Origin of the sequence: Anaerococcus senegalensis JC48, assembly GCF_000321005.1 — a bacterium.
GTDB classification, from domain to species: domain Bacteria; phylum Bacillota; class Clostridia; order Tissierellales; family Peptoniphilaceae; genus Anaerococcus; species Anaerococcus senegalensis.
The window spans coordinates 1108059-1133904 of sequence record NZ_HE578907.1 but is presented as its reverse complement, the minus strand read 5'-3'; the positions used below and the strand labels follow the sequence as shown (position 1 = coordinate 1133904).

Genomic DNA, 25846 nt, shown 5'->3' with positions numbered 1-25846 from the left:
AAATTAAATAAAAACTTATTTTAAATTAAAATCTGTTGCAAAAATTATAATTTTGTAGCAGATTTTTTTGTTTTTAAATTAAGACCAAAAATAATTTTAGTAATGTAATTTATTTAAATAATAAAGATAAAAATGATTGACTAAAAAAATTATTGGCTTTATAATTAATATAAGGGAGATTGTGTAAATTTAGTTTTTTTACATGATTTTAAAGGAAAAAAGGTTGAAAATTTGTATTTAACTTTACTATTTAACTTTACCAAGGTAAAAAGATAAATAAGAAAATTAAAATGTCTTAATATTTATAACTTAATAAAAATATAGTTACTTATAAAAATAATCTATAAAAAGGAGCTCATATGAAAACATTATCAAGAAAAATGACGTCATTTTTGATGGCTTTATTTATGGTACTTCAAGTAATGCTTCCAGCTTTTAAGACGACATCCAAAGCTCAAGAAGATAATCTAAATACCATAAAATCAATTGAACAGATGAAAGATGGTTATAATGTGAATCTTTCAATCACAAAAGCACAGCAAATTTATTATAAAAAAAATATCAAAAAAGATGAGGATAAATTTTCTGTAGCTGTAACAATGCCAGATACTACTTCAAATTTTAGATTAGTAAAAAGAATTGATTTAAAATTGTATGATGACGGATATTTTGATTCAAACGAACAGGCTAGTAGGGAATATTGGCGTGTTAAAGATATGCTAAATGACCAAGGACTTGATCTTGATTTAGAAATAATCGAAGATGAAAATGGCTTTAAATTACTAACAAATGAACAACTAGAAAATAAAGACACAGAAAAAGAAAATCCTTATGGAGAAAACTATTCATACATAGACTTTGAAATAATGGATGATTTTGACTTTAATGAAAAAGGAAATCAAAAAATATTTAATGAAGACAAGTTAGTTTTCAATCTAGAATTTCTTCAATATGAATCCCTAGATCCAAACTTCAACCTTTATGAAAAAGACCAAGAAGGAAATTTGACTATAAAAAATGAAGGGGATATTTTTGCCTTAATTAGAGACGAAAATAAAACTTTATATACTACAAAATCTTTAAAAGAAGATTTTGAAAATTTAAATAACTTAATAGAAGAAGAAAATAAAAAACAAGAAGAAAATAAAAAACAAGAAGAAAAAATTCAAAAAGAAGAAGCTGAGAAAGAAAAATCTCAACAAGATCAACCAATAAAAACAGAACTAGATAAAAATACTTCAATTTCTTCTATCACTGAAGAAAAGAAACAAGATGAAAAATCATCTTCAAATAAAGAAGACTCTTCACAAAATAAAAAAGAAGAAAATAAAGAAAGTAAAACTGAAGTAACAGTAGAATCAAATGAAAAATCAATTGAAAATAGCAAAAGTAAAGATGAAAAAGAAAATCTTACAGACAAAAAAGATTCTACACAAACAACAAAAAAAGAAGAAAATAAAGATGAAAATGAAAAATCTTCCAAAAATAATCAAGTAGAAGAAAAAAGTGAAGATAAAAATGAAAAGAAAAAGGCAGAAAAAAGTGGCTTGATGCCAAAACTTAGAATGTTGTTTTTGGGTCAAGATGAACCATCAAAAGAAAAAGTTAAGGCAGCACAAAATAATGAAAGTGAATCAAATTTAGAAAATAAAAAATTCACAATTAGGACTCGTTTTGATACATCAAACAGACTTGGTCCAATCAAGGCTGACCAATATTTTAATATTCACCTAGATAAAAAATTAACTGTAAAAGACCCATCTAGCCTAGAAGATATTATCTACAATGGAAATGTTATAGCAAGACCTAGCTATGATCAAGCTACAAATACCATTAAATATCAAATAGTAAGCGATATAGATGAAGATATAAATAAGCTACTAAATATAGATGTTGATTATAACACAGCAAACATTCCAGCAGATAAAAGCTTTACTATAGTAAATAGCATATCTGGTCTAGGAGTTACAAATCCAAAAACTCTACCTGCAGAAAAAATAGACAAAAACGGAAATCCAGCAGGAACTATAATAGAAGAAGGTAGAGATGATGTAGTTCAAATAATTGGCGAAGATGACGAGGACTACAAGGTAAATATGGATATTGTAGGAAACCCTGTAGTTGAAGGCTTGGGTATGGCAGGAATCAACTGGACACTAAGAGTCGACTCTACAGTAGACCTAAAAGAATTAGGCTACAAACTAAACCTAACTACAGTAGAAGGCTCTGGTCTTGGCGAAATCCAAAATGTTAAAATAAATGGAAAATCTGTTGACCTAACAGATCAATTAGGTGGAAAATTAGGAATATCAGACTCTAAACACCACGATCTAAATGAAAATGTCAAAACTCTTGTTTATACTTTCAATACTCCAGTAACAAATAAACAAGCTTCATATATGATAGATGTATCAACTATCCTTACAGCTAAAAATAATAAAGTTGGTGCCCTAAGACATATATTAAAAGAAGGATACCCACAAGAAAAAATCGAACAAAATTCTCCTAACCGTACTAGTATGAATAACAGAACTACTATAAAAGGAGAATTCAAAAAAGAAGATAAGGCAGAGTGGACAATAACAGATGCGGTGTCTACAGGAGATACTAATAATGGTCTTCCACTAGAAACAAGAAGTCTGGAAAACCAAACATTAGCTACTGGCAAAAGAGCAGTTTATGGTATAAACAAAGAAACTGGAAAGATGGAAGTTAAAAATCCTGAAACTAACATCTCAAATGTACCAGAAAAAGAAACTAATCCAAATGGCACACAAGCAGTAGGAAATATTGGAGTATATAAGTTTGATACAAAGTTAAATACACCAAATGACCCAACTGATTACAGTGTTGGTGGAGTTACAATTTCAAAATATAAAGACATAATAGTTGACCAACACTGGTCATTAGCAGAAGACTATGATAAAATGCCAGCTCAAAATCTAACTATTATAGATAATGATAAAAAAGAATTAGGAAAAATTGAACTTAAAGAAGAAGAAGGTCATCAAAGAGTAATAAATATACCAAATGTAAGATTTTGGAATATAGGAAGTGACGGCAAAGCTTCTATGATCGACCACAAGGTAGATCAAGTTCTACCAACTGAAATTATTTCAGTAGGTGATAAAAAATATACATTTAAAGAAAATGCTAACTACTATGATATAGATTCAAAATCTCACCAAATTGTAAATGACTTGATAGAAAAAAATGACAAAATACCTGCAACATTTACTGTAATAAAAGTAGATGCAAATAATCCTGAAAAAAGAATTCCAGGAGCAAACTTCTACCTACTAGGTGCAGAAATTTTAATTACAACAGATTCTAATGGTGAAGCTACATTTAATAATGTTAAACCAGGCACATATACTTTAAAAGAAACAAAAGCACCAGCAGGATATAAGCTTGATCAAGAAGATAAGACTATCACAATTTCAGATGATGGAAAAGTATCTATATCAGGTAAAAACGCTCAATTTTCTTCTGGTTCTGGTAAAACAGATATATTAGAACACTCTGACTTTCCAAACTGGAAAGACTTTATGAACACTCAACATTACGGAAAAGTTGATGAAAATGGAAATTTAAAATTTTATGTATATCTAAAACCATACGACCAAAGAGTGGGCGGAAGAACTGACAAGGATACAACATTTAATATCTTTATACCAGGAGTAAATTTACAAGATTCAAATATTAAGGTATATGATGTAAGTCCTAACAAAAGACCAGATATTTTTGCCTCTATGAATAATCAAAACGTTGATCAAAAACTATCTAGCCTAGGTAAAATTACTCCAGGAGCTCCAAACAATAATGGAGCAATTGAAGGAAATGCAAATACAAAAAATCCTCTATCAGGAAATAATTCTTATCAAATAACATTCCCTCAAAGAAGATTTGGTGACAAATGGGGTTTCTTAGTGGAAGTAAATGCCAATATTGGAGATAAAGATAGTACAGTTTTATCTTATGATTGGCTTGCAAAAGAAGCCCCAGCGGGTCAATCCAAAATTAGAGCAAATGTAAATTTAAGCAAAAATTCTGAGGAAAATGGACATCCAACAATAACAATTTCTAATGAAGAGCTTCCAAAAAGTGAAATAGAAGTGGCAAAATTTGCAGGCACTTCTACTGATGGCAAGAAAGATAGATTAGGTGGAGCAGAATTTGTCCTTAAAAATGAAAATGGAGAAATAATTGCAAACAAAATCACTGGTGAAGATGGAAAGTTAAGCTTTGGAAAATATCCAACAGGAACCTACTACCTAGAAGAAGTGAAAGCTCCAGAAGGTTATGAAAAATCTAACGTATACTTCAGAGTAACTGTAAGTGAAGACGGACAAGTATCTTACGATGCTAAGTTTAAAGACTCATCTGGTTCACCAAAAGCAGGAGTTGACTATTATATAGAAAGAGAAGAAGGTGGTCAAACAGAAGATACTGCCATAGTAACTCGTGTAAATCAAAGCATGGTTATAAATGATGATGAAGGATTAGGTAACTTTAGAGGAGTATGGGAAGCATACAGACTAGAATCTCTAAAATATCACTTAGATGCTACCATAAGTAATGCAGCTCCAGAATCTAGATTTGAAATCCAATTTGACCCTAACCTAGACTTTACCCAATACTTTAAGACTTTCCCAAACTTATATTTCAATGGGAAAATGATAGCAGAGCCATACTTTAATTATAAGACTAACCTATTAACTTATGTCTTTAATGAAAACTCACTAAGTAATGGTGAAACAAGATTTAGTCTAGATCTTAAGGGAATGATACCATCTAAATTCTATGCAACTCATTCTGGAGATTGGAAATTTACTAATACAGTAGCTCCTAACCAATCAGGAAAAATTGAAGGTAATCAAGTACAAAATCTAACAGTTCATGCAGACTACGGTGGTTATGACACACATACCACAGCAGGGAAATTCCCAAGTCAAGCTTATTACTTTAGAGATGTTTACAAGGCAGACGATGGAAATTGGTATGTAAAAGCTATTGGATACTACAACCCACTTGGTGATTACAAGACAGGTAATGCCAACAAGATTTGGTTTAACTGGAAATTTGCAAACTACCAAGGTGTAAAGCAAGAAACTTGGCAAGGTCAATACGATCCTCCATACTACTTGGATGATGTCAAGATTTATGAAACAACTATTCCACCACTTAAAAAATACGAGGCTCACCGTGATTATTACCCTCAAGTAAATGACTATATGCCATTGTCAATGGGTGTAAGACCTGAACAAAATCCAGATATTTATAGTCTTGTATATCATGCAGAAATTGATCATACAAAAGCTTACAATATATCACAAGGTGGATTTAATTTAACTTATGATCCAAATAAGGTAATAAGCACGGGAGAATTATATGATACAAAAAATCCTCCTCTAACTATATCCGTACCTAAGATAAATCCTATAAAAGATGCTTATTTAATAGAACAAACATTTAGGATTAGAGATATAGACGAGTTTAACACTCACTGGAGAGCCTTCTACATGGCAAATGGTGATGAAAACGGAAATAGGGCAAAATCTTTAAATTCATCCTTTGTAACAGGCCCTAATAAAAACTATTCTAAGGCAGACCAAACAGGTGAACAACTACCCTCATTTGCTAAAGAAGTAGTTGGTATCATAAATAAAAAATACCAACCCGCAAGTTTCAAGATAACTAAGCTAAATGAAGCAAATCAAAATGAAAAACTTAAAGGAGCAACCTTTGTCCTAACAGATTCTGATAATAAAAAAATCTACAGAACATCGAATCAAAACGGTGAGATTAGCTTTGATAATCTTGCTCCTGGGAAATACATCCTAAAAGAATATAGGGCACCAGAAAGATATATTAAGTCTACTAAAGGATGGAATGTTACAGTATATAGTGATGGAAATGTAAAAATAACTTCAGCTTCAATCATAGGTGGAGGTGAAGAATACACTGGAAAAGATACTATAAATATTCCAGTAACGAACAAACCAGCAGGACAAAAATTTAGAGTATACAAAAAAGACGGCTATGGAAAACCACTTGCTGGAGCGAAATTTAAGATATCTGATCCAGAAGGTAAAGATCAAAACTTACCAATATATGCAACATCAGATCAAAATGGTATTGTAGACTTTAATGGAACTCCACAAGAGGGCAAAAATTACGTCCTTGAAGAAGTAGAGCCACCAGCAGGATATAATTCACTTAATAAAAAATGGGTACTAAGAATAGAAGATGGTAAAACCAAAATCTATACCTATTCAAAATCAGATACTAGTGATATAAAATCAATCCTTGGTGAAGATGGTACTCATTGGGTTAATGTAAAAGAAAGACCAACAACAGGATGGTCGAGCTATGATAATAGACTTACAGGCTGGGCTGCAAATTCAATTGACGCAAGATATATGGGTACAAGAATCGTAGCTATCAATAAAGAAAATAATTATGTTATCCAAAGATATGTAATAAATCCAGAAGCAAGACAAATCGGTCAATCAGAAGCAATAATTCATAGAGAAAAACCAGAATATCCAAATATGGATTGGTATAACAATGAAGAAGTAAAAGTATTTACTCTTGAACCCAAAGAAGGTGGCAACACTAGTGGAAAAGTAACTGGATTTATCTCTGATTTAAGACTTGCGGATTTTAAGGAAACAGATATAACTTCATCTGTAAGAAAATCAGTAGATGATTCTCATTATGGAGAAAGAAGGTTAAAACTAGATCTACCAGCTAGCAATAAACCAATAGTAATAGATGTCAAAATACCTTACAAAACTTTAGATGGTGGAGTAGGTACTGGAATGGATTGGTTTGAAGGTGGACAAACTTACTGGAAATCTGACTACTATGAAAGAGTATCTGATATTGTAGAAAGCGATCCAACAAGAAGAGAAGAAGGATCTATAATAGGTTCTTACGTAGCAGAAGGATCACTTAATGTTACTAACGAGCCTAAAACTTATGGATTCAAGATTAAAAAGGTAAGAGAAATTGATAAAACTACACCAATCCAAGGTGCAACATTTAAACTAACTAGTCCAGACGATAGTCCAAATGAAAGATATATGACAACAGGATCTGACGGAATGATTTCATTTAACGGTCTAAAACCAGGTAAATATAAGTTAGAAGAAAGCGAACCTGCACCAGGCTATCAAAAGACCGATGAAATATGGACTGTAACTATAACCCAAGATGGAAAATCTTATATCAAATCAAATATGGTTGATATTGGAGAATCTTCTCTTCTACGAGGTGATTTTGCTAGAGTACTATCAGATAATAGAATTTCAAATAAAGGATTTATAGACAAGAGGTCATATCTATTTGTAAAAATAGCAAAAGATTCTAGAGATAAAAATGATGAACTTGAAATTTCAGAGATTAATCCAAGCGAGCTTATGGAAAATACTAAAAAAGCAGTAAGCGATTGGGAAAAAATAGATCCAACTAGATCAGGAAAATTAGATGTTAGATCAAATCATGCTGATGATAATACAGCTCCAGTCTTAACCAAGATTACTGAAATTAATAAAGTTGATAATAGACTAAGACAAGTCTTTGTCTACGGACAAAGTCCTTATGGTGCAAAAAACCGTGAAATCCAAATCCATAGTCAACCTGAAAACTTTAATGTAACAAAAGCTAATTCAGTTATCAAAGTATATCAAGCTTCAAACTATAATGTTGACAATCCAGGAAGTCTCACTGATATAACATCAAAAATAACTTTCAGTGAAAAAACTGTAAATGGTAAAAAAAGATTAGTAGCTACAATACCTTCCAAATATAATGGAACAATTAGAGTAGAAATTGAAACACAGTATGATGAAAAATATGGTGTAGGTCTTGGAACAAACTATAAGTCAAATACTGCTGCGACTCATAGTAGTAAATCATGGCTAGCTAACTCATACACTAATGAATCAGCTATTAATAAAGGTCCAGTTGTAACTTACGAAACAGTTTGGGAATATGATAGTGAAATACCAAAGCCACAAACTATTAGTGTTCCAGAACCAGACAGATATGAAGATGAAACTTGGACAGTAGCAGGCTCTACTGGAAAACTTTACAAAGAATATAAATACGAATTAGCTGATGGTATAAGATCTGGAAATAAAACAGCTACTGGAAATACCAGAGCTAATCCAGAGGCTATAGCTGATGAGTACCACCATGGTACAAAGAAAAGACCAGAATCAAGAACGAGTGATCCAGTAAATAAAACTATAGAGATACCATTTGAAACGATTGTAAAAGATGATCCGAACTTAGCCCAAGGTGAAATCAAAGTTGATTCAGAAGGTCAAAATGGCGAGGCGAAATATCAATATTCTGTAACTTTCGATAGAAAAAATAAAGCTGATGCAATTAAACCTGAAAACTGGCCAGATGATTTAGAAATTCCAGCAAAACAAGAAGGTGAAAGAATAGCAGCTTACAATATCAAATTGGTAAGAACTATTAAAGAAAAAACTGACAGAATTGAACGTCATGGATCAAAAGCTGATGGAGAAGAACTAATAGATAATACTGCTATAATCACCAACAAACAAACAGGTCTTGCTCTTAAGATTATAAAAAGAGACAATTATGATAGAAGACTTGAAAAGGCAGAGTTTGAATTAGAAAAATACACTGATGGAAACTATACAACTAAGGACTCTGCTTTCGAAAAACTTTTCGGTGTATCAGATCAAAATGGTAATGTTACACTAAAAGATAAGGATGATAATCCTGTAAGTTTACCTGTTGGTTTCTATAGATTAACAGAAACTAAGTCACCATCAGGATACAAAAAGCCACAAGCTCCTTTTGATATAGAAGTATATGAAAATGCTGGACAGCTAAAAGCAAAATATAAATCAGCAGAACATACTTCATATGATTATCTAAAAGATAATAAGTCTTATGATAGAGAAAGTATAAAAACTGCAGATAATGGTATTAAGTATAAGTCTAAAATAACTTATATAAATACTCAGTCTAAAACTTATATTCAAAGAATATACATTGATACAAGAGGATATAGAGGAGAAAGTAATAAGATTAATATTCAAATTAATCCAAAATATAAAAGAGAAGAAACAGACAATGGGCCAGGAAAAGAACCTAATATAGATGTAGAAGGTGTAAAAACTGCCTACAGATCAACCTACAAGATAACAGGTGCTCCAAATGATGACAGCTTTGCTGATACAGTATTAAACAATTATGACTTATCTAAAAATGATGTAACAATGCTTAATACTGCAAGATGGAGACCATATGATTGGGGATTTGATGAAGATATAATGAACCTAGATAAGGGCGAAGTATATTATATTGACGTTGAAGGTTTCTACGATGATGCTATTCTTACTGGAAAAGATAATCATCAAAGTGGAAAAGAAACTATTACAAATCCAGATGATTTGCAAAAACTTGAACTCAATTTTGACTTCTACGATGGAGCGAGAGAATTCCAACAAGCAGTTGGTAGAGATAATCAAGGAAAAATAATATTTAAAAAAGTTGAAAAAGGCTCTTACCAAGCTGGTAACATAGCCCTTGGTTTAACTAAATTTGAAAAATCTCCAACTGGTCAATTAGGTAAAACTGGTGGACGTATTTATCCTCCATTAAATGAAGAAGACAGAACTAGAGTTTCAACAAGTATTGATCTTCATACACTTTATTCATCTAAAAACTATACAGAAGTTCCACAAGATGGAATGAGTGTAATAAATGAAGAAGAAAGATATAATGTAACATTTTCTAAACACGGTCGTGACAATCTAAACGATAAAGTTGATAGTGAAAATGTAACAACAAACAGACTTGAAGGTGCAATATTCAAACTTCAAAAAGAAATCGCCAACACCTATGTAGATGTAGATGGTTCATATGTTGGTTCAGCCTTTAACGGATACTTTGGTTTTAGAAACTTGGAGCCAGGTCGTTATAGACTAATGGAAGTCAAAGCACCAGAAGGATATAAGCCAATCACAGATCCACTACTTTATTTCACAATTAAAACTGTTAATACAAACTCAGGAGATGTAGTAGATCCTGAAACAGGTGATACTGTTGATATTAAAACTATAAATGTGAGATTTGTAAGTAAAGGAAAAACTTATAATCTATCTGACCTTCAAATGGTAGATCCAAAAGATTCTACTAAGAATCTTGATATCAAGGATGTAGATTCAAAAGATATAAATATAGAAACAAGTAAAATAGTTAACCCTGATACCAAAAAAGAAGTTTTACTAAAAGATATGATAGTAGTAGGTGAGAAACAATTTGATGAAGAAGGAAATTCATACTACAATGAATATCCAGTAAAGCAAATCAAAATTGTCCCAGCATCTAGTGGTTATATATCCCTAGAATATGACAATGCAAATGGCGTATACCAATACGTTCCAGAAGACAAAACTTCTGCAAAAGATGGTAAACTTATAGACTTTGTAACTAGTGCTACAGCCAAGAACATGGGTAAAATCATAAACGAAAAACCAGGCGAAGGTGAAATGACAGTTAAAAAGGTCGATCAAAATGGTAATGAAATTAAGGCAAGTGATCTCTTAGCTGGTGCTAAGTTTAAATTAACTAACTTATCAAAAAATGGTTCAATAACAACTAAAACTGTAGGCAAAGATGGTACTATTCTTTTCGATAAATTGCCAATTGGTAACTACAGACTAGAAGAAATTGAATCACCAGATGGATATGTAAATACTAACCAAGTTTGGAACTTCACAGTAGGTGGAGAAGGCTTAGATCCATATGCAGGTCCTATCGCAAGAGATGGAAGAGATTTATCAGATAAGATTACTTTAAATACAACAAAGATGAATGTTCTAAATCCAGAAGATAAAACCAGTGAAGATAGAAATAAAATCCATCCACACTGGGGCGAAAGTATGGAATTTACCAACAAATATGCAGTTGATCCTAGCGTAAAGATTAACCCAGGGGATTACTTCGTACTCAATATGAGTGATGTAACAGACCTAAATGGTATAGCTGAAAATGAAGTAGAAAACTTAGACATCATTGCAGCTGGTATTGGTACTATAGCTAAAGCTGATTATGATAGAGAAAAGAGAACTATAACCTATACATTCACAGATTATGCAAAAACCTACGATCTAGTAGAATTTTCAAACAAACTAACTTCCTTTATTGACCTATATAAGGTTAAACAAACAGATCAAGGTTTAAGTAAACAAAAAGTTGGATTCTACGTTGGAAATGATAATAGTCAATTAAGAGATATGAAAGTAATCTATGATCTTGATTATGGTCACGAGATCGATGCATATGGAAATAGGATCAATCTTGTTTCAAAGATAGTAAAATACAATCCAGAAACAGGTGAATTCCTACATTACTATTATGTTAATAGACTAAAAGAAAATACAGATGGACCTGTTGAGTTAAGATATGTATCAGACCGAGATATAGAAAACTTCAACATGTCTGTAAGCTACTTACATGATAATTCCAATGTAGCAGAGGATATGCCAGAATCATTTGCTGTAAATGAAAATAGTTCTAACCTATCTCAATTTGATACTGTAAGATCTTTTCAAAGATTAAATAAAGGATATTACACAAGTGTTAAATTTAATAATGGAATCTACAATACTCACTCCTATATAATAAAAGTAACTGGAAGGGTAGCTGAAAAGGATAAGTCTGAATATACAGCTCATGGAACACTCCTTAAATTTAACCAAAATTATTCACCAACCTATGCTGAAAGACATGACTCAGTTCATTACTTTGTAAATGAGGCAAGCGGTAGTGTCAAGCCAGAAATTAAAGCAGTCAACCCAGAAAACAAAATCTTGTTCAAAAAGGTAGACCAAGATGGTAAGGCTCTAGCAAATGCTAAGTTTAAACTAAAATACAAAGCAAAATCTACAGACAAGGAATGGTCTTATGTTAAGGAAGAATTAACAAGTGGCGAAGACGGTAAGTTTGAATTTACTAAACTAAAACCAGGATTCTATAAGTTAGAAGAAGTATCCGCACCACAAGGTTATAAGATTCTAACAAATCCTGCCTACGAGTTTGTAGTAAATAGTAATGGAAAGATAATTACAAATAAAACTACTGATTCTGATGAAAATACTGAAATAGAAGAAGGACTTGTTCCAATTTATATAGAAAATAAGAAGAAACAAAATATTAGCTTCAAAAAAATTGATGCAAGCACAAAGAAAACTTTAAAAGATGCTAAATTTGATGTTTACTACAAGAAAAATAAATCTGATGAGTATTCAAATGAACTTCTTAAACTATATGAAAAAACTACAGATGGAAAAGTTGAAAGATTAGTACTAAAATCTGATGAAAAAGCTCCAAGTGGATTTAATGAAGTTAAAAGCTTTACATCAGGTGATGACGGAATAGTAGACTTTACCTTCTACGAGTCTGGATATTATGCCCTAAAGGAAATTAAAGCTCCTAGTGGATATATAAGACCAAAAGATTATGTAAAAGAATTTGCAGCAATCGATGGAAAGATTCAAGAAGAAAAATATAAGACTGATATGAGTGTTAAAAAGACACAAACTTGGTCAAATTCAAAACCAATGTATAAGACTGATATAAGTACGAAAATAAATCCTAATCATGAAAATATAACTTATATTAAGGATAAATCAAAACTTATTCTATCAGGATTTGCTTATGCAAATGAATCATCAAATTCAAATACACCAATATCAATTAAGGCTTATTTAGTAGATTCTGAAGGTAAGAAAACTGATTCTGAAACTTATACTTTAACAGATAGTGATTATACAAATGGTAAAGGAAAAATAGAAATTGATCTTTATAATTTGGTTAACAAGCTAGAAAAGAAAGATACTACAAATAAAACTATAGTCTTTGAAATGTCTTCACTTCTAAATCAAGATACAGTATTAGATATTAATTCTAGCCTTGTAATTAATGATAAAGAAAAAGAAGATAGAACTTTCCATATAGGAACAAGGACAGATCAACATATTGATCATAGTTTTAATTTTGATAATATGGCAGATATTAGTAATAATTCTATTAATATAGAAAATAAAAAACTAACTCTTCCATTAACTAATGGAATTAGGCCATGGCTTGGATTTACAATTTTAGGATTAATTTTAATGATTCTTGGTGTTTGGTATTATAACAAAAGAAAAAACAAGGAATTAGAAATTAGTTCTAAGTAAATAAAAATTATAGATAATTTTTAGACCTCAGTTTTACTGGGGTCTTTTTTATATTAATAAAATATTTATTGGAATATTAAATAAGTAGATATTAATAATATTTTAATTATAAAAGTATATTCCTAAATTTTATTTTTTAAATAATAAAATAAAGTAATAGATTTTATTAAGATTCTCATATAAGAAAATATGTGTTTAAAATCTTTTGTTTTAATTTTATGCTATGATTATTTTTTTCTGTGATATAATATCTTAGAAGGAGTAAAAATGGGTTTTTTAATGTTTACTACTATAGAATTATCTTTGTATGCTATTAATTCTATGGTTGATTTTGATAAGAAAAAACAAATAAAATACGCTGCGGGTCTGATGTTTTTGGCCTTTTTTATATTTGCAGGTCTTAGAGGAAGTGGAGATGCAGATTATTATAATTACCTATATTTTGCAAAAGATATTGGAACAGACTTATCTAAAGTTTTTTCTTCTTATCCTGTGGAAATAGGCTTTAGAATCTCATCTTATCTTATAAATTTATTGGGAATTTCTAGACAAGCTATAATTATTTTGATGAATTTACTTTCTATTGTTCCTACTGCATATATTTGTTTAAAAGAAAGTGAAAATCCTTTCTTGTCGGCTATAATTTTTTTGCCGATTTTTATTCAATTTGATATGCAGACTTCAAGAACTGCAAGTTCTATTGGACTTGGTTTTTTGAGCATTTATTTATTTAGTAAAAATAAGAAAATTAAGTCGATTTTGGCTCTTTTGTTGGCACTTTCTTTTCATAAATCGGCAGTAATTTTGTTGCCATTTTTTGTCTTGATGCAGATAGACTTATCCAAGAGATTTGAAATTATTGCAATAGGACTTGGTTTATTAATTTCTGTATTTTCAAAGCAAGTTTTAATGATTGTAGGTAAGATTTTAGGATCTATTGGTATGGGCACAATGAGTGTAAAGATTATGAACTACACTTTTGAAGGTAGATTTGCCAAGGAAATGAGCTTTGTTGATCCTAGAATTTTGTTTGCTTTGTTTTTATTTTTTACTAGTTTAATTTATTTTAATAAAAAGCAAATAAAAAAAATGTCAATTGAGGATATAAGTATAAAAGCTATTTGGTTTTGTGCCATAGTTTTGTTGGTATTTAGGTCATCAACAGCTATTGCTTTTAGATTTTCAAACTTTTTTGGAATATTCCAATTGCTTTATATACCAATTTTAGTAAAAAAACTTAGAAAAGAAGATGAGTATGTTCATTTTTTAGTCTACTTATCTATTTTTGTTTATATTTTGCCTTATGCTATATTTTTGATGGCAAAGGCACCAAGTTATGAATTTTTCTTTACAAATGAACAAGCTATATTATCACTGAAGGATTAGGGGGAGAAAATGGAAAAAATTAAATCGTCAGAAATAGGAAAAATAATCAAAGATAACTTAAAATATGTTTGTATTTCAGCTGTAGTATTTTTCCTTATTGGATATTTTTACACAAATTCTAAAACAGAAAATACTTATGAGGCAAAGGCAGCGATTCTTATAACAGAAAATAAGGGAGAAGATTTAACATACAATACTTTAATGTTAAATGAAAAATTAGCCAATATCTATGGAGAAATTTTAAATTCAGAAGATCTTTATCAAAATGTAGCAAAAAAAATGAATGATGAAGAAATAGCTGACAAAATCAAAGATAACTTAAAAACAGAAATTAATGCTCCAGCTGGAATAATAACTTTTGAATATAAGGATAAGGGAGAAAAAGAAACAAGTCAAGTTGTAAACCTTATTATCAATGAATTTAAAAAAGAAGTTAATAATCTTTTGGGAAAAGATAACATTGAAAATTTACAAAATGTAAGTGTTGAAGATGCATCTAGCAAAAAACCTCTTATTATAGGAATATTTTTAGGACTTATGGCTTTGATTTTATCTCTTGTAATTATAGTAACAAAAGAATTTTTTGCTGGAAGAATTAGATCTTACCATTATTTTGATAATAAAGATGTGGATCTTTTAGGAGTTGTTGATGAAAAATAATAAATTAGTAAATGAAAAAATTGCAGTAAAGCTTTCTAACAAAAGTGAACAAACTTTAGGCCTAATAAATTTAGGTAATAGCAAAAAAGAAGGTCAAAGATTAGAAATTGCAAAAGAATGTGCAAAAATAAAATCTACTTTATATATTGATTTCACCAAATTAGATAATTATAAAATAGATAAAAATATTGAAAAAATAATTAGTAAAGATGGAGACTTGTCAATTTTAAATATTAGTATAGAAGAAGATATTGCAAAAATCATAAATTCTATAGAATTTAAAGAAATGATGGGTGATATAAAAAATTCTTATGATTTAGTTTTAATAAATGAAGAAAATTACCAATCAATTTCATATATGATGGCAAAATTTGAAGATGGTAAAATTGCCTTTGTAAAAGAAAATAAAAGTAAAAAAGAAAAATTTGAAGAAAGTTTTGAAGAATTAAAAAAATTATCCTGCCCAATTGTGGGGGTGGTTTACAATATTTAAGAAAATATGCCTAGGTCTAGTAATATTATTTTCACTTACTGGATGCAAGAAAAAAACAAATCATCATTACCCCTTAGAAATTAAAAATGAAAAAATTAGTCAAAGTAATAAAAGTAAAAAGGAAAAAGAATTTCAAATTGATGGTTTGTATGTAGTAAAAAGAGATTGTTTTATGTATGATAAATTAGACCCTTTAAGAAAATGGGATAAAATAAAAAAAGGATCTAGCGTAAAAATAATATCAAATGAAAAAGATGATTATGTGAGGGTAGATTATTTTGGAAACCAAGCTTACATGAAAAAAGAAGATTTAGATATAGATAGTTAGTTTTAATAAAAAATTATATCTTGTAATATTTTTCTTTGATAATTGAAAAGACTTGCAAATCTTGATTAATTTCAAGATTAGCAAGTCTTTTTTTGTTTATTTTCTTGTATAAATATTTTTAATAAAAAAGTTATGAAAACATTTGACAATAAGTTTATAGCTAATATAATTAAGCTAACGAAAGAAAAAGAAAAAATAAAAAATAAACAAAGAAAGAAGGGAAAATATGAAAAAATTAGTTTTTATAGGTTCTGGTATGATGGCATCAGCTATGAGTATGCCAGCAAATGAAAACGGCCATGAAATTAGACTTGTAGGATCTCCACTCGATGATGATATCATCAAAGAAGGAAAACAAACAGCGTATCACAACACTTTAAAAAGACAACTTAATAAAAACACTAAATTTTATTATTTAAATGAATTGAATGAGGCTTTAGAAGGAGCAGATGCTGTAATTTGTGGTGTATCATCTTTTGGTGTTGATTGGATTTTAGATGAAATTTTTCCAAAAATCGATCCAAATCTTCCGATAATTTCTGTTACAAAGGGAATGATAAACGATGAAGAAGGAAATTTGTTAACTTATCCAGAATATTGGCAAAATAAATTAAAAGAAAAAGGAATAGATAGAAAAATTTGCGCAGTTGGTGGACCTTGTACTTCCTATGAACTAGCAGACAAAGATGATTCTCTTGTTTGTTATTGTGGGGAAGATATAGAAACTGTAAATTTCTTTAAAGAAATTTTTGAAACAGATTATTATCATATTTCAACATCTACAGATGTAAGGGCAGTTGAACTTGCAGTTGCTTTAAAAAATGCTTATGCTTTAGCTGTAACTTTGGCAGTTGGTCTTGCTGTAAAAAGAGAAGGTATAGGAGCAGTTCATTATAACTCTCAAGCAGCTCTATTTACTCAAGCAACAAGAGAAATGACACATTTACTTGAATTTGTAAATGGAAGTGATAATCAAATTGAGCTTGGAGTTGGAGATTTATATGTAACAGTTTTTGGTGGAAGAACTAGAAAAATTGGAACTCTTTTAGGTCGTGGTCTTTCATTTGATGAGGCTATGGAAGAGCTAAAGGGAGTTACTTTAGAGTCTGTAGTAATTTCAAAAAGAATGGGTCAAGCTATAACAGTTCTTGATAAAAACGGAAAAATTGATAAGGAAGAATATCCATTATTAATGCATGTATATGACATAATTGAAAATGGTGCTGAAGTAAATATACCTTGGAAAAAATTTAATAAAGAAGACATAAAATAATGTTTACTGAACAAAGAAGGATCGAAATTTTAACTTACCTTAGAGAAAAAAAAGAAGCAAGTGTAGCTGATTTGGCAGGGAAATTTAATGTTTCCTTGCCTACAATCAGAGCTGATTTAACTTTTTTGGAAGAAAATAATAAATTAACTAGGACACATGGTGGAGCAATTTTAAATAAAAAAATTGGCGAATATCAAACTATTAGTGAAAAAAAGATTATAAATACTGACAAAAAAATGATGATTGCAAAAAAAGCTATTGAGCTTGTTGAAGAAAATGACACCATAGCTTTGGATTCAGGAACTACAAGTTTTGCCCTATGTAAAAAACTTACAAGTTTTAAGAATTTAACATTGATTATAAATGATTTTGCAATAGCAAATTTTTTATCAGAAAATTCTACCTTCAAGTTGATATTTGTGGGTGGTCTTATTGGAAGAGATATAAATTCTACCAATGGGCCAAAGGCTTTAAGTTTTTTGGATAATATAAATTGTGATAAGGCATTTTTAGCTTGTGAATCCTTCGATTTAAAGAAAGGGTTTTCAACTTTTGATGAAAATCAAGCAGCCTTTAAAAAAAGACTTATGGAAACATCAAAAACAAAAATAATGCTTTTAGATTCAAGTAAATTTGATAAGGTTTCATCATTTACTTTTTCTAAAATTGAAGATTTTGATTATTTAATAAGTGATAAGGTAAGCGAAGATTATAGAGAAAAAATTATAAAAACTACAAAAATTATATAGTATTTGAAAGGTGAAATTATGGCAAGGGAAAAAAATATTAATAATACTCGTGATAAATTCCAGAAGTTTGGGTCGTTTCTAAGTGGAATGGTAATTCCAAATATAGGAGCTTTTATAGCTTTTGGTCTTATTACTGCAATCTTTATAGAGTCAGGTTGGGCACCAAATAAAAAAATAGCAAAACTTATTATACCACTTTTAAATTATCTTTTACCAATTTTGATTGGTTATAGTGGTGGTGGACTTGTACATGGAAAAAGAGGAGCAGTAGCAGGGGCTATAGGAACTTTTGGTATAGTTGTAGGAGCAGATATACCAATGTTTTTGGGAGCAATGATTATTGGTCCATTTTCAGGTTTAGTAATTAAAAAATTTGATGATTTAGTTAAAAGATAAAGTTCCTAATGGCTTTGAAATGATAGTTGATAATTTCTCACTTGGAATTCTTGGTGGAATTATTTGTGTTCTATCTTTCTTATTTATAGAACCTGTCGTAGTATCAGTTACAAATGCAATGGCTGGGGGAATTGAATATTTAATGAACAAAGGATTCTTACCACTTGTTTCATTATTAATAGAACCTGGTAGGGTATTATTCTTAAATAATGCAATCGACCACGGTATAATGGCACCTCTTGGCCTAACTCAAGTTGCAAAAGTAGGATATTCACCATTATTTATGATAATTGGAAATCCAGGAATTGGTCTTGGAATACTACTTGCATATTGGAAATTTGGAAAAGGAAATATGAAAGAAGCAGCACCTGGTGCTATGATTATTCAATTTTTGGGTGGAATTCATGAAATATATTTTCCATATGTTTTATCAAACCCATTAACATTAATTGCTTGTATTGCAGGACAAGCTACAAATATTATTGTAATGCAACTTTTACATTACGGAACAGTTTATACTCCATCACCTGCATCAATATTTTCAGTAATAGCTATGACACCTAAGGGAAAATATTTAGCTATGTTAATTGTAGTATTATCAGCTACAATAGTAACTTTCTTAGTTGCAAGTATCTTTGTAAAAAGATATTACAAAAATTATACTGGTGATGAAGAAGAAACAAGTGAAAATTTAAATGAAAATATTGGAAATGAAATTTCTTCAAAAGAAATTGAAAAAATCGTAGTAGCTTGTGATGCTGGAATGGGATCAAGCGCAATGACAGCTTCATCATTAAAGAAAAGATTAAAAAATGAAGGCTTTGATATTGACGTAATCCATACATCAATCCAATCAATTCCTGATGATGCTGATCTTATAGTTGTTCACAAAGAATTAGCAGAAGCTGCTAAGAAAAAAGCACCAAATAAAACAAGAATTATAATATCATCCTATATAAACCCAAAAGAATTTGATGATGTAGTAAAATTATTAAATGAAAAAAGATCAGATTTAAAAACAAGCTTGGAAGTTTTACCAAATGATAATATTATAATTGATAATTCAATTACAACAAAAGAAGACGCCCTCATAAAAATCAACCAAAAATTTGTATCAGGTGGCTATACAACAGAAAAATATTTAGATGGAATGAAAGAAAAAGAATCAGAATTCCACACAAATATGGGCAACGGTCTTGCAATTCCACATGGAGCTTATGATTATAAGTCAGAAATTTTAAATACTGGACTTGTTGTTATAGTAAATAAAAACGGAATTACTTGGAATGATGAAAAAGTATATTTAGTGATAGGAATAGCTGGAAAAGGAGACGAGCATTTAGAAATCTTATCAAAAATTGCTACAGAATTTGATACTGAAGAAAAAGTAAAAGAAATAGTAGAACTCGCTGATAAGGAAAAAATTAAAAAAGTACTAGAATAAAATTAAGGGCATATATAGAATCTTACTTGCTATATATGCCTTTTTTAATTGATAAAAATTTTTAACTTATAATTTGGGTAAGAATAAATTAGATGAAAAATTAAGGAGGATTTATGTTAGATTTTACTTATAGTATTCCTACAAAAATACATTTTGGAAAAGACGCCCTAGATTTTGTGGGAGAAGAAGTTAAAAAATATTCAAATAAGGTTCTTTTGACATATGGTGGAGGATCTATCAAAAAAAATGGTGTATATGACAAGGTAGTAAAAGAACTTAAAAATTCTGGAGTAGAAATCTTTGAACTTTCAGGAATTGAACCAAATCCTAGGATTGATTCTGTAAGAAAAGGTGTTGAAATTATAAAAGAAAATAATATAGGAGCAATTCTTGCTGTTGGTGGTGGATCTACTATTGATGCCTCAAAATTTATGGCAGCAGGAGCCCTCGCAGATTTTGATCCTTGGGAATTTATTTCTAAAGCAAAACCAATGAGTCCTGCAATTCCACTTTTATCAGTTTTAACTATGGCTGCAACAGGATCTGAAATGGATAATGGAGGAGTAATTACAAATCCTGAAACAAAAGAAAAACTTTCATCAGGTCACCCTGATACAAGACCAAAAGTTTCATTTTTAAATCCAGAAATAACTTACTCAGTAAGTAAATATCAAACAGCTTGTGGATCAAGTGATATTTTGTCTCATATTTTTGAAAATTATTTTAACCAAGATGAATCAATGTATATGCTTGATAGAATGATGGAATCATTAATGAAAACTGTAATTAAATATGGACCAATTGCTGTAAAAGATCCAAATAATTACGAGGCAAGAGCAAATTTGATGTGGGCTTCTTCTTGGGCAATTAATGGATTTGTATCATCATCAAGTAAATCTGAGTGGACAGTTCACCCAATTGAACATGAACTTTCAGCCTTTTATGATATAACTCACGGACTTGGTCTTGCAATTTTAACACCAAGATGGATGGAATATGTATTAAATGAATCAACTGCTCATAAATTTTATGATTTGGGAGTAAATGTATTTGATATTGACAAAAATCTTGACCAAATGGAAGTTGCCAAAAAAGCAATAGAAAAAGTAAAAGAATTTTTCTTCGAAACTTTAGGACTTGATTCAAATCTTAAAAAAATAAATATTGATGAAAAATATTTTGACCAAATGAGCAAAAAAGCGTGTGGTGAAAAAGGAAAAATCAATGGATTTATTGAACTTAGTCCAGCTGATGTAAGAAAAATTTATGAAATGTGCCTTGAAGATTAAAAAATTTGACAAAAGAAAAAATCCCTGCTAGAATAAGTATCAAGTTAGAAGAATAAAAAACCATAAAACGAGAAAAGTAGTTTAGTAGAGTTTTCAAAGAGAGTTCCGTAAGCTGAGATGGAATAAAACAAAGCAAAAACGAAAATGGCCTCTGATGGGCTTGTTCGATATTTAGGACAAGACGGGATCTCCCGTTATAGAGATAGGATATGAATGTATCTGATAAGTGGCATAAAATATTATGCAATTAAGGTGGTAACGCGGAATTTTCGTCCTTATTATAATCATTTGATTATAATAAGGACTTTTTTATTACAAAATTATCAACCAGATTTTAACTCAGGCCTAAAAATTTATATTTTTAAGGAGAAAAAAATGACAGTAAGAGCACCATACAAATATGATATTGTAGGATCTTTTTTAAGACCAGAAAGATTAAAAAAAGCAAGAGAAGATTTTTCTAAGGGAGTAATTAAGGAAATTGACCTTAAAAAAATTGAAGATGAAGAAATTGAAAAGTTAATTGAAAAGGAAAAAGAGGCTGGTCTTAAATTTATAACAGACGGTGAATTTAGAAGAAGCTGGTGGCACTATGACTTTTTTTGGGGCCTAAATGGAATAGAAAAATATACCCTAGAAGAAGATAAGAGAATAAAATTTCATGGAGAAGTTTTAAGGCCAGACTCTGTAAAAATTGTAGGTAAAATTTTAGGTACAAACCACCCATTTTTAGAACATTTTAAATACGTACAAAAATTTGAAGAAAATGACATAAAAGCAAAACAAACCATACCTGCTCCTGCCCAATTATTAAGAACAGTTTATAATCAAATTGGAGAAGGCGGGGTTTATGAAAACGAAGATGATTTTATAAAAGATGTGGCTAAGGCTTATGGAGAATTTTTCAAAGAACTTCATGATTTAGGTTGTGAAACTGTTCAAATTGATGATTGCACTTGGGGAGCCTTGGTTGATGATGATGCAATAGAAGAATATGAAAAAGACGGCAAAAACGTTGAAGAATTAAAGAAGACGTATTTGACAATAAATAATGAGGCAATTGATAAGGCACCAGAAGGATTAAATGTTTTAACCCATATTTGTAGGGGAAATTATAAATCAGCCTTCCACTTTAAGGGTGGTTATGATAAAATCGCAGATTATTTGCTAAAAGATGAGCATGTAAATGGATTCTTCTTAGAATATGATGATAAAAGATCAGGATCATTTGAGGCCTTAAAAAAAGTTCCAAAAGGAAAAAAAGTTGTCCTAGGCCTAGTTACAAGTAAAAGGGCAGATTTAGAGAAAAAAGAAGATTTGATAGCTAGAATTAATGAGGCTAAAAAATATTTAGATAAGGACCAAATAGCAATCTCCCCACAATGTGGTTTCTCTTCAACAGAAGAAGGAAATAAAATTACAGAAGAAGATCAATGGAAAAAAATTGCCCTAATAAAAGAAGTAGCTGAAGAAGTTTTGTAGATACTTGACTAGGAGATAATTTAATTTTTATATATATTAATTTAATTTTTGTATATAGTTAATTCTAGGGAAGATAGATTAATAAGAAAAGCAAATAAAAGAGATCTCTCGACTCATTACATTCGCTCGAGATGGGTTAATTTTTATATGGAACTAATAGCTGAAGAATAAACTAATATAATGCTTAAATTTCATTTTTTTAAATTTGAAAGATAATAAAAAAATTAAACTTCAGCAATTAAAAACATACCGCAATAACCCATCTCGACTTGATAAATATGCCTTGATTTGGCATATTTATCCCTAAAACTAGGTGAAATCAAGGGGAAATTTGCAAAGCAAATTGGTTTTAGTGTGGAGAGATCTCTTAAAAAATGATAAGTAGAATTAAATTTAAGCTTTAGCAATTAAAATATTCTAATATTTCTTCTCAAATACCACCCTGCAATTGGGTGTTTTAAATTGCTTATTTTTGTGTTTTCTTATAAAATATAATATGGTGAAAAATATGAGAGAATTTAGTAATGAATTAAAAAAAATAGTTATAAAAGTCGGATCTTCTTCCGTAAGCCACGAAAACGGTGGAGTAAATATCGAAAGAATAGAAGATTTGGCCAAGGAAATTGTAAATTTGGAAAATAAAGGAATCAAAGTGATTTTGGTTTCATCAGGAGCTATAGCAACTGGATCAAATAGACTAAATGTAAAAAGACCTAGAAATGATATAAGTAAAAAACAAGCCACAGCTGCTGTTGGTCAAGTAACTTTGATGAATACTTTCCTAAAAGCTTTTGCAGAATATGGATATTCTATAGGACAAATTCTTCTTACAAGAATGGTAGAAACCAACAAGGTTATGAATGTAAATGCTAAAAATACCATTAATGATTTGTTGGAAATGGGAGTTATTCCAATTGTAAATGAAAATGATACAATTTCAACTTACGAAATAGATTTTGGAGATAATGATACACTTTCATCAGTAGTTGCAAGACTTGTAGATGCTGATTTATTAATGCTTTTATCAGATATTGATGGACTTTATACTGATGATCCAAGAATTAATAAGGATGCAAAATTAGTAAAAGAAGTAAATATAATTGATGAAAAATTAAGAGCTATGGGAAAAGATTCTTACTCAAATATAGGTACAGGTGGAATGGCGACAAAAATAAATGCTGCCAATCTTTGTATGGAAAAAGGAATTGATACAGTAATTGCTAATTCAAGTGATTTGAAAAATATAAGAAAAATTGTGAAAGGTGAAGAAATTGGAACAATCTTTAAAAGAAAAATTAACTAGGATGGGAGAGCTTTCCAAAAAAGCGAAAAAAGATTTTGTAAAGCTTTCAACAAAAGATAAAAATAAAATTTTAGAAAATATAAAAATTTCTTTAGAAAATAATAGAAAAAATATACTTATTGCTAATAAAAAAGACTATGACAATGGTCTTTCAAATAATATGGCAGAAGGTCTTCTTGATAGATTAAAGCTTGATAACAAGAGAATTGATTCAATGATTTTATCAATTGATCAAATGATAAAACTTCCTGATCCAATTGGAAAAATGACTGATGTTAGAACTTTAGAAAATGGACTTTTGATTGGAAAAAAATCAGTTGCTATAGGTTCTTTGGCAATGATTTATGAGGCAAGACCAAATGTAACCTTGGACGCTTCAATTCTTGCCATAAAATCTTCAAATACCATAATTTTAAGAAGTGGAAAAGAAGCAATAAATTCTTCCCTTGCAATCGCAAATGCCATAAGAGAAGCTATAAAAGAGTCTGGCTTTAACGAAAATATTGTACAAATAATTGATGATACTACAAGAGATTCATCAACTGAACTTATGAAATTAAATGGATATGTAGATTTATTAATTCCAAGAGGATCTGCATCTTTAATTAATGCTGTCGTAAAAAATGCAAGTGTACCAACCCTTGAGACTGGAGTAGGAAATTGTCATTTATATGTTGATAAATATGCTGATATAAAAAAAGCATTGAAGATTTTCGAAAACGGCAAAACTCAAAGAATTGGCGTTTGTAATGCTCTTGAAAGCTTAGTCGTTCACAAGGATATAGACCAAAGTTTTTATGATGGACTAAATAAAATTATTGGAAAATACAAATTAAAAGTTCATGCTTGTAAAAATTCTATAGGAAAAATAAAAGGTGCAATTCCTGCAAGCGATGAAGATTATGGAAAAGAATATTTAGATTATGAATTTTCAATAAAAGAAGTGGAAAATATAAACGAGGCGATTGATCATATTTATAAATATTCGACAGGACATTCAGATGCAATAATTACAGAAAAAATAGAAAGGGCGAATAAATTTGTTAATGAAGTAGATTCAGCTTGCGTTTATGTAAACGCCTCAACAAGATTTACAGACGGTTCAGAATTTGGATTTGGAGCAGAAATAGGAATTTCAACCCAAAGACTCCACGCAAGGGGCCCAGTTGGATTAAATGAACTTACAACATATAAATATGTGATTTTGGGTAAAGGGCAAATTAGGGAATAATCTTTTTGAAAGATTATTTTAGAAAGTTTTTGTTTTAGAACAAATTATTTTATTTAATTAATTCTTCGTAATGTTAGGGCGGAGGAAATGGGGGAGTTTCGATTCTCCCCCTTTTTCCACGCTAACTTGATTTTTAAATTTAAAAAAATCTTAAATCAAAATTCAATTTCAAATTAAAACTACGAATAATCTCCGCGGTATAATTATTGAAATTGTACCACTGGAACAATTTCAAGATAATTATATCCCCTAAAACCCCCACTTTTTTGCCCCCCTGCAACCGACCATTGCATGGAGCTGGTTTTGTAAGAAGCTAACGCTTCTTTCAAGTTTTTGAAGTTTAAGAGCTATTTAAAAATAACTATAAATTCAAGTGAATTATTAGAGAAAAAATTGTTTGAACGGTAGTGATTTTATTTTTTCTCTTTTAATGAACTTAGAATTTATTTATTTTGGGCTTTTCTTCTTTTAAAAATTTGGATAAACAATTTAAAACTGAAAGAAACTTTAGTTTCTTTCTAATTTTGCTCCCTGCAAGGGCCGGTTAAGGGGTTATAAAGATGGGGGTTCTTAGGGG

The 25846-nt window shown here is 29.9% G+C and carries 13 protein-coding genes and 1 other annotated feature; all 13 genes read left to right on the top strand.

Features of this window, described 5'->3' with window-relative positions:
- The first annotated feature begins 359 nt into the window (after positions 1-359).
- Positions 360-13235, top strand: coding sequence for a SpaA isopeptide-forming pilin-related protein (locus tag ASHG_RS09360; RefSeq protein WP_244264254.1), 12876 nt, complete (start codon positions 360-362; stop codon positions 13233-13235).
- Between the two features lie 267 nt (positions 13236-13502).
- The gene (locus ASHG_RS05475; protein ID WP_040398056.1) at positions 13503-14621 is read left to right on the top strand and encodes an EpsG family protein; all 1119 of its coding nucleotides are present in this window, start codon (positions 13503-13505) and stop codon (positions 14619-14621) included.
- Between the two features lie 9 nt (positions 14622-14630).
- The gene (locus ASHG_RS05470; protein ID WP_040398054.1) at positions 14631-15281 is read left to right on the top strand and encodes a YveK family protein; all 651 of its coding nucleotides are present in this window, start codon (positions 14631-14633) and stop codon (positions 15279-15281) included.
- Entirely contained in the window at positions 15271-15774 is a 504-nt protein-coding gene (locus ASHG_RS05465; RefSeq protein ID WP_040398053.1) for a hypothetical protein, read from the top strand. The genes ASHG_RS05470 and ASHG_RS05465 overlap by 11 nt, the downstream gene beginning before the upstream one ends.
- Before the next feature lie 172 nt (positions 15775-15946).
- Positions 15947-16102, top strand: a complete 156-nt coding sequence (locus tag ASHG_RS09355) for a hypothetical protein (RefSeq protein ID WP_244264253.1) — start codon at positions 15947-15949, stop codon at positions 16100-16102.
- A 226-nt stretch (positions 16103-16328) separates the two neighbouring features.
- Positions 16329-17375 (top strand): glycerol-3-phosphate dehydrogenase, encoded by a 1047-nt coding sequence (locus ASHG_RS05455; RefSeq protein WP_040398051.1) that lies wholly within the window; start codon positions 16329-16331, stop codon positions 17373-17375.
- A complete protein-coding gene (locus ASHG_RS05450) occupies positions 17375-18124 on the top strand; it encodes a DeoR/GlpR family DNA-binding transcription regulator (protein ID WP_040398050.1) in 750 nt (249 codons plus the stop codon). The genes ASHG_RS05455 and ASHG_RS05450 overlap by 1 nt, the downstream gene beginning before the upstream one ends.
- Positions 18125-18142: 18 nt before the next feature.
- Complete coding sequence (locus ASHG_RS09350) at positions 18143-18520, top strand: PTS sugar transporter subunit IIBC family protein (protein WP_244264252.1); 378 nt, start codon at positions 18143-18145, stop codon at positions 18518-18520.
- A 19-nt stretch (positions 18521-18539) separates the two neighbouring features.
- Complete coding sequence (locus ASHG_RS05445) at positions 18540-19964, top strand: PTS sugar transporter subunit IIA (protein WP_244264251.1); 1425 nt, start codon at positions 18540-18542, stop codon at positions 19962-19964.
- A 113-nt stretch (positions 19965-20077) separates the two neighbouring features.
- Complete coding sequence (locus ASHG_RS05440; RefSeq protein WP_040398049.1) at positions 20078-21253, top strand: iron-containing alcohol dehydrogenase; 1176 nt, start codon at positions 20078-20080, stop codon at positions 21251-21253.
- 55 nt (positions 21254-21308) lie between these two features.
- Positions 21309-21533: a binding site (T-box leader), on the top strand.
- 95 nt (positions 21534-21628) lie between these two features.
- Positions 21629-22735: a 5-methyltetrahydropteroyltriglutamate--homocysteine S-methyltransferase gene (locus tag ASHG_RS05435; protein WP_040398048.1), complete on the top strand. Its 1107-nt coding sequence runs from the start codon at positions 21629-21631 to the stop codon at positions 22733-22735.
- Positions 22736-23243: 508 nt separating this feature from the next.
- Positions 23244-24038, top strand: coding sequence for a glutamate 5-kinase (gene proB, locus ASHG_RS05430; protein ID WP_040398046.1), 795 nt, complete (start codon positions 23244-23246; stop codon positions 24036-24038).
- On the top strand, positions 24007-25269 hold the full coding sequence (locus ASHG_RS05425; protein WP_040398044.1) for a glutamate-5-semialdehyde dehydrogenase: 1263 nt from the start codon (positions 24007-24009) through the stop codon (positions 25267-25269). Before proB ends, ASHG_RS05425 begins: the two co-directional genes overlap by 32 nt.
- The last annotated feature ends 577 nt before the right edge of the window (positions 25270-25846 follow it).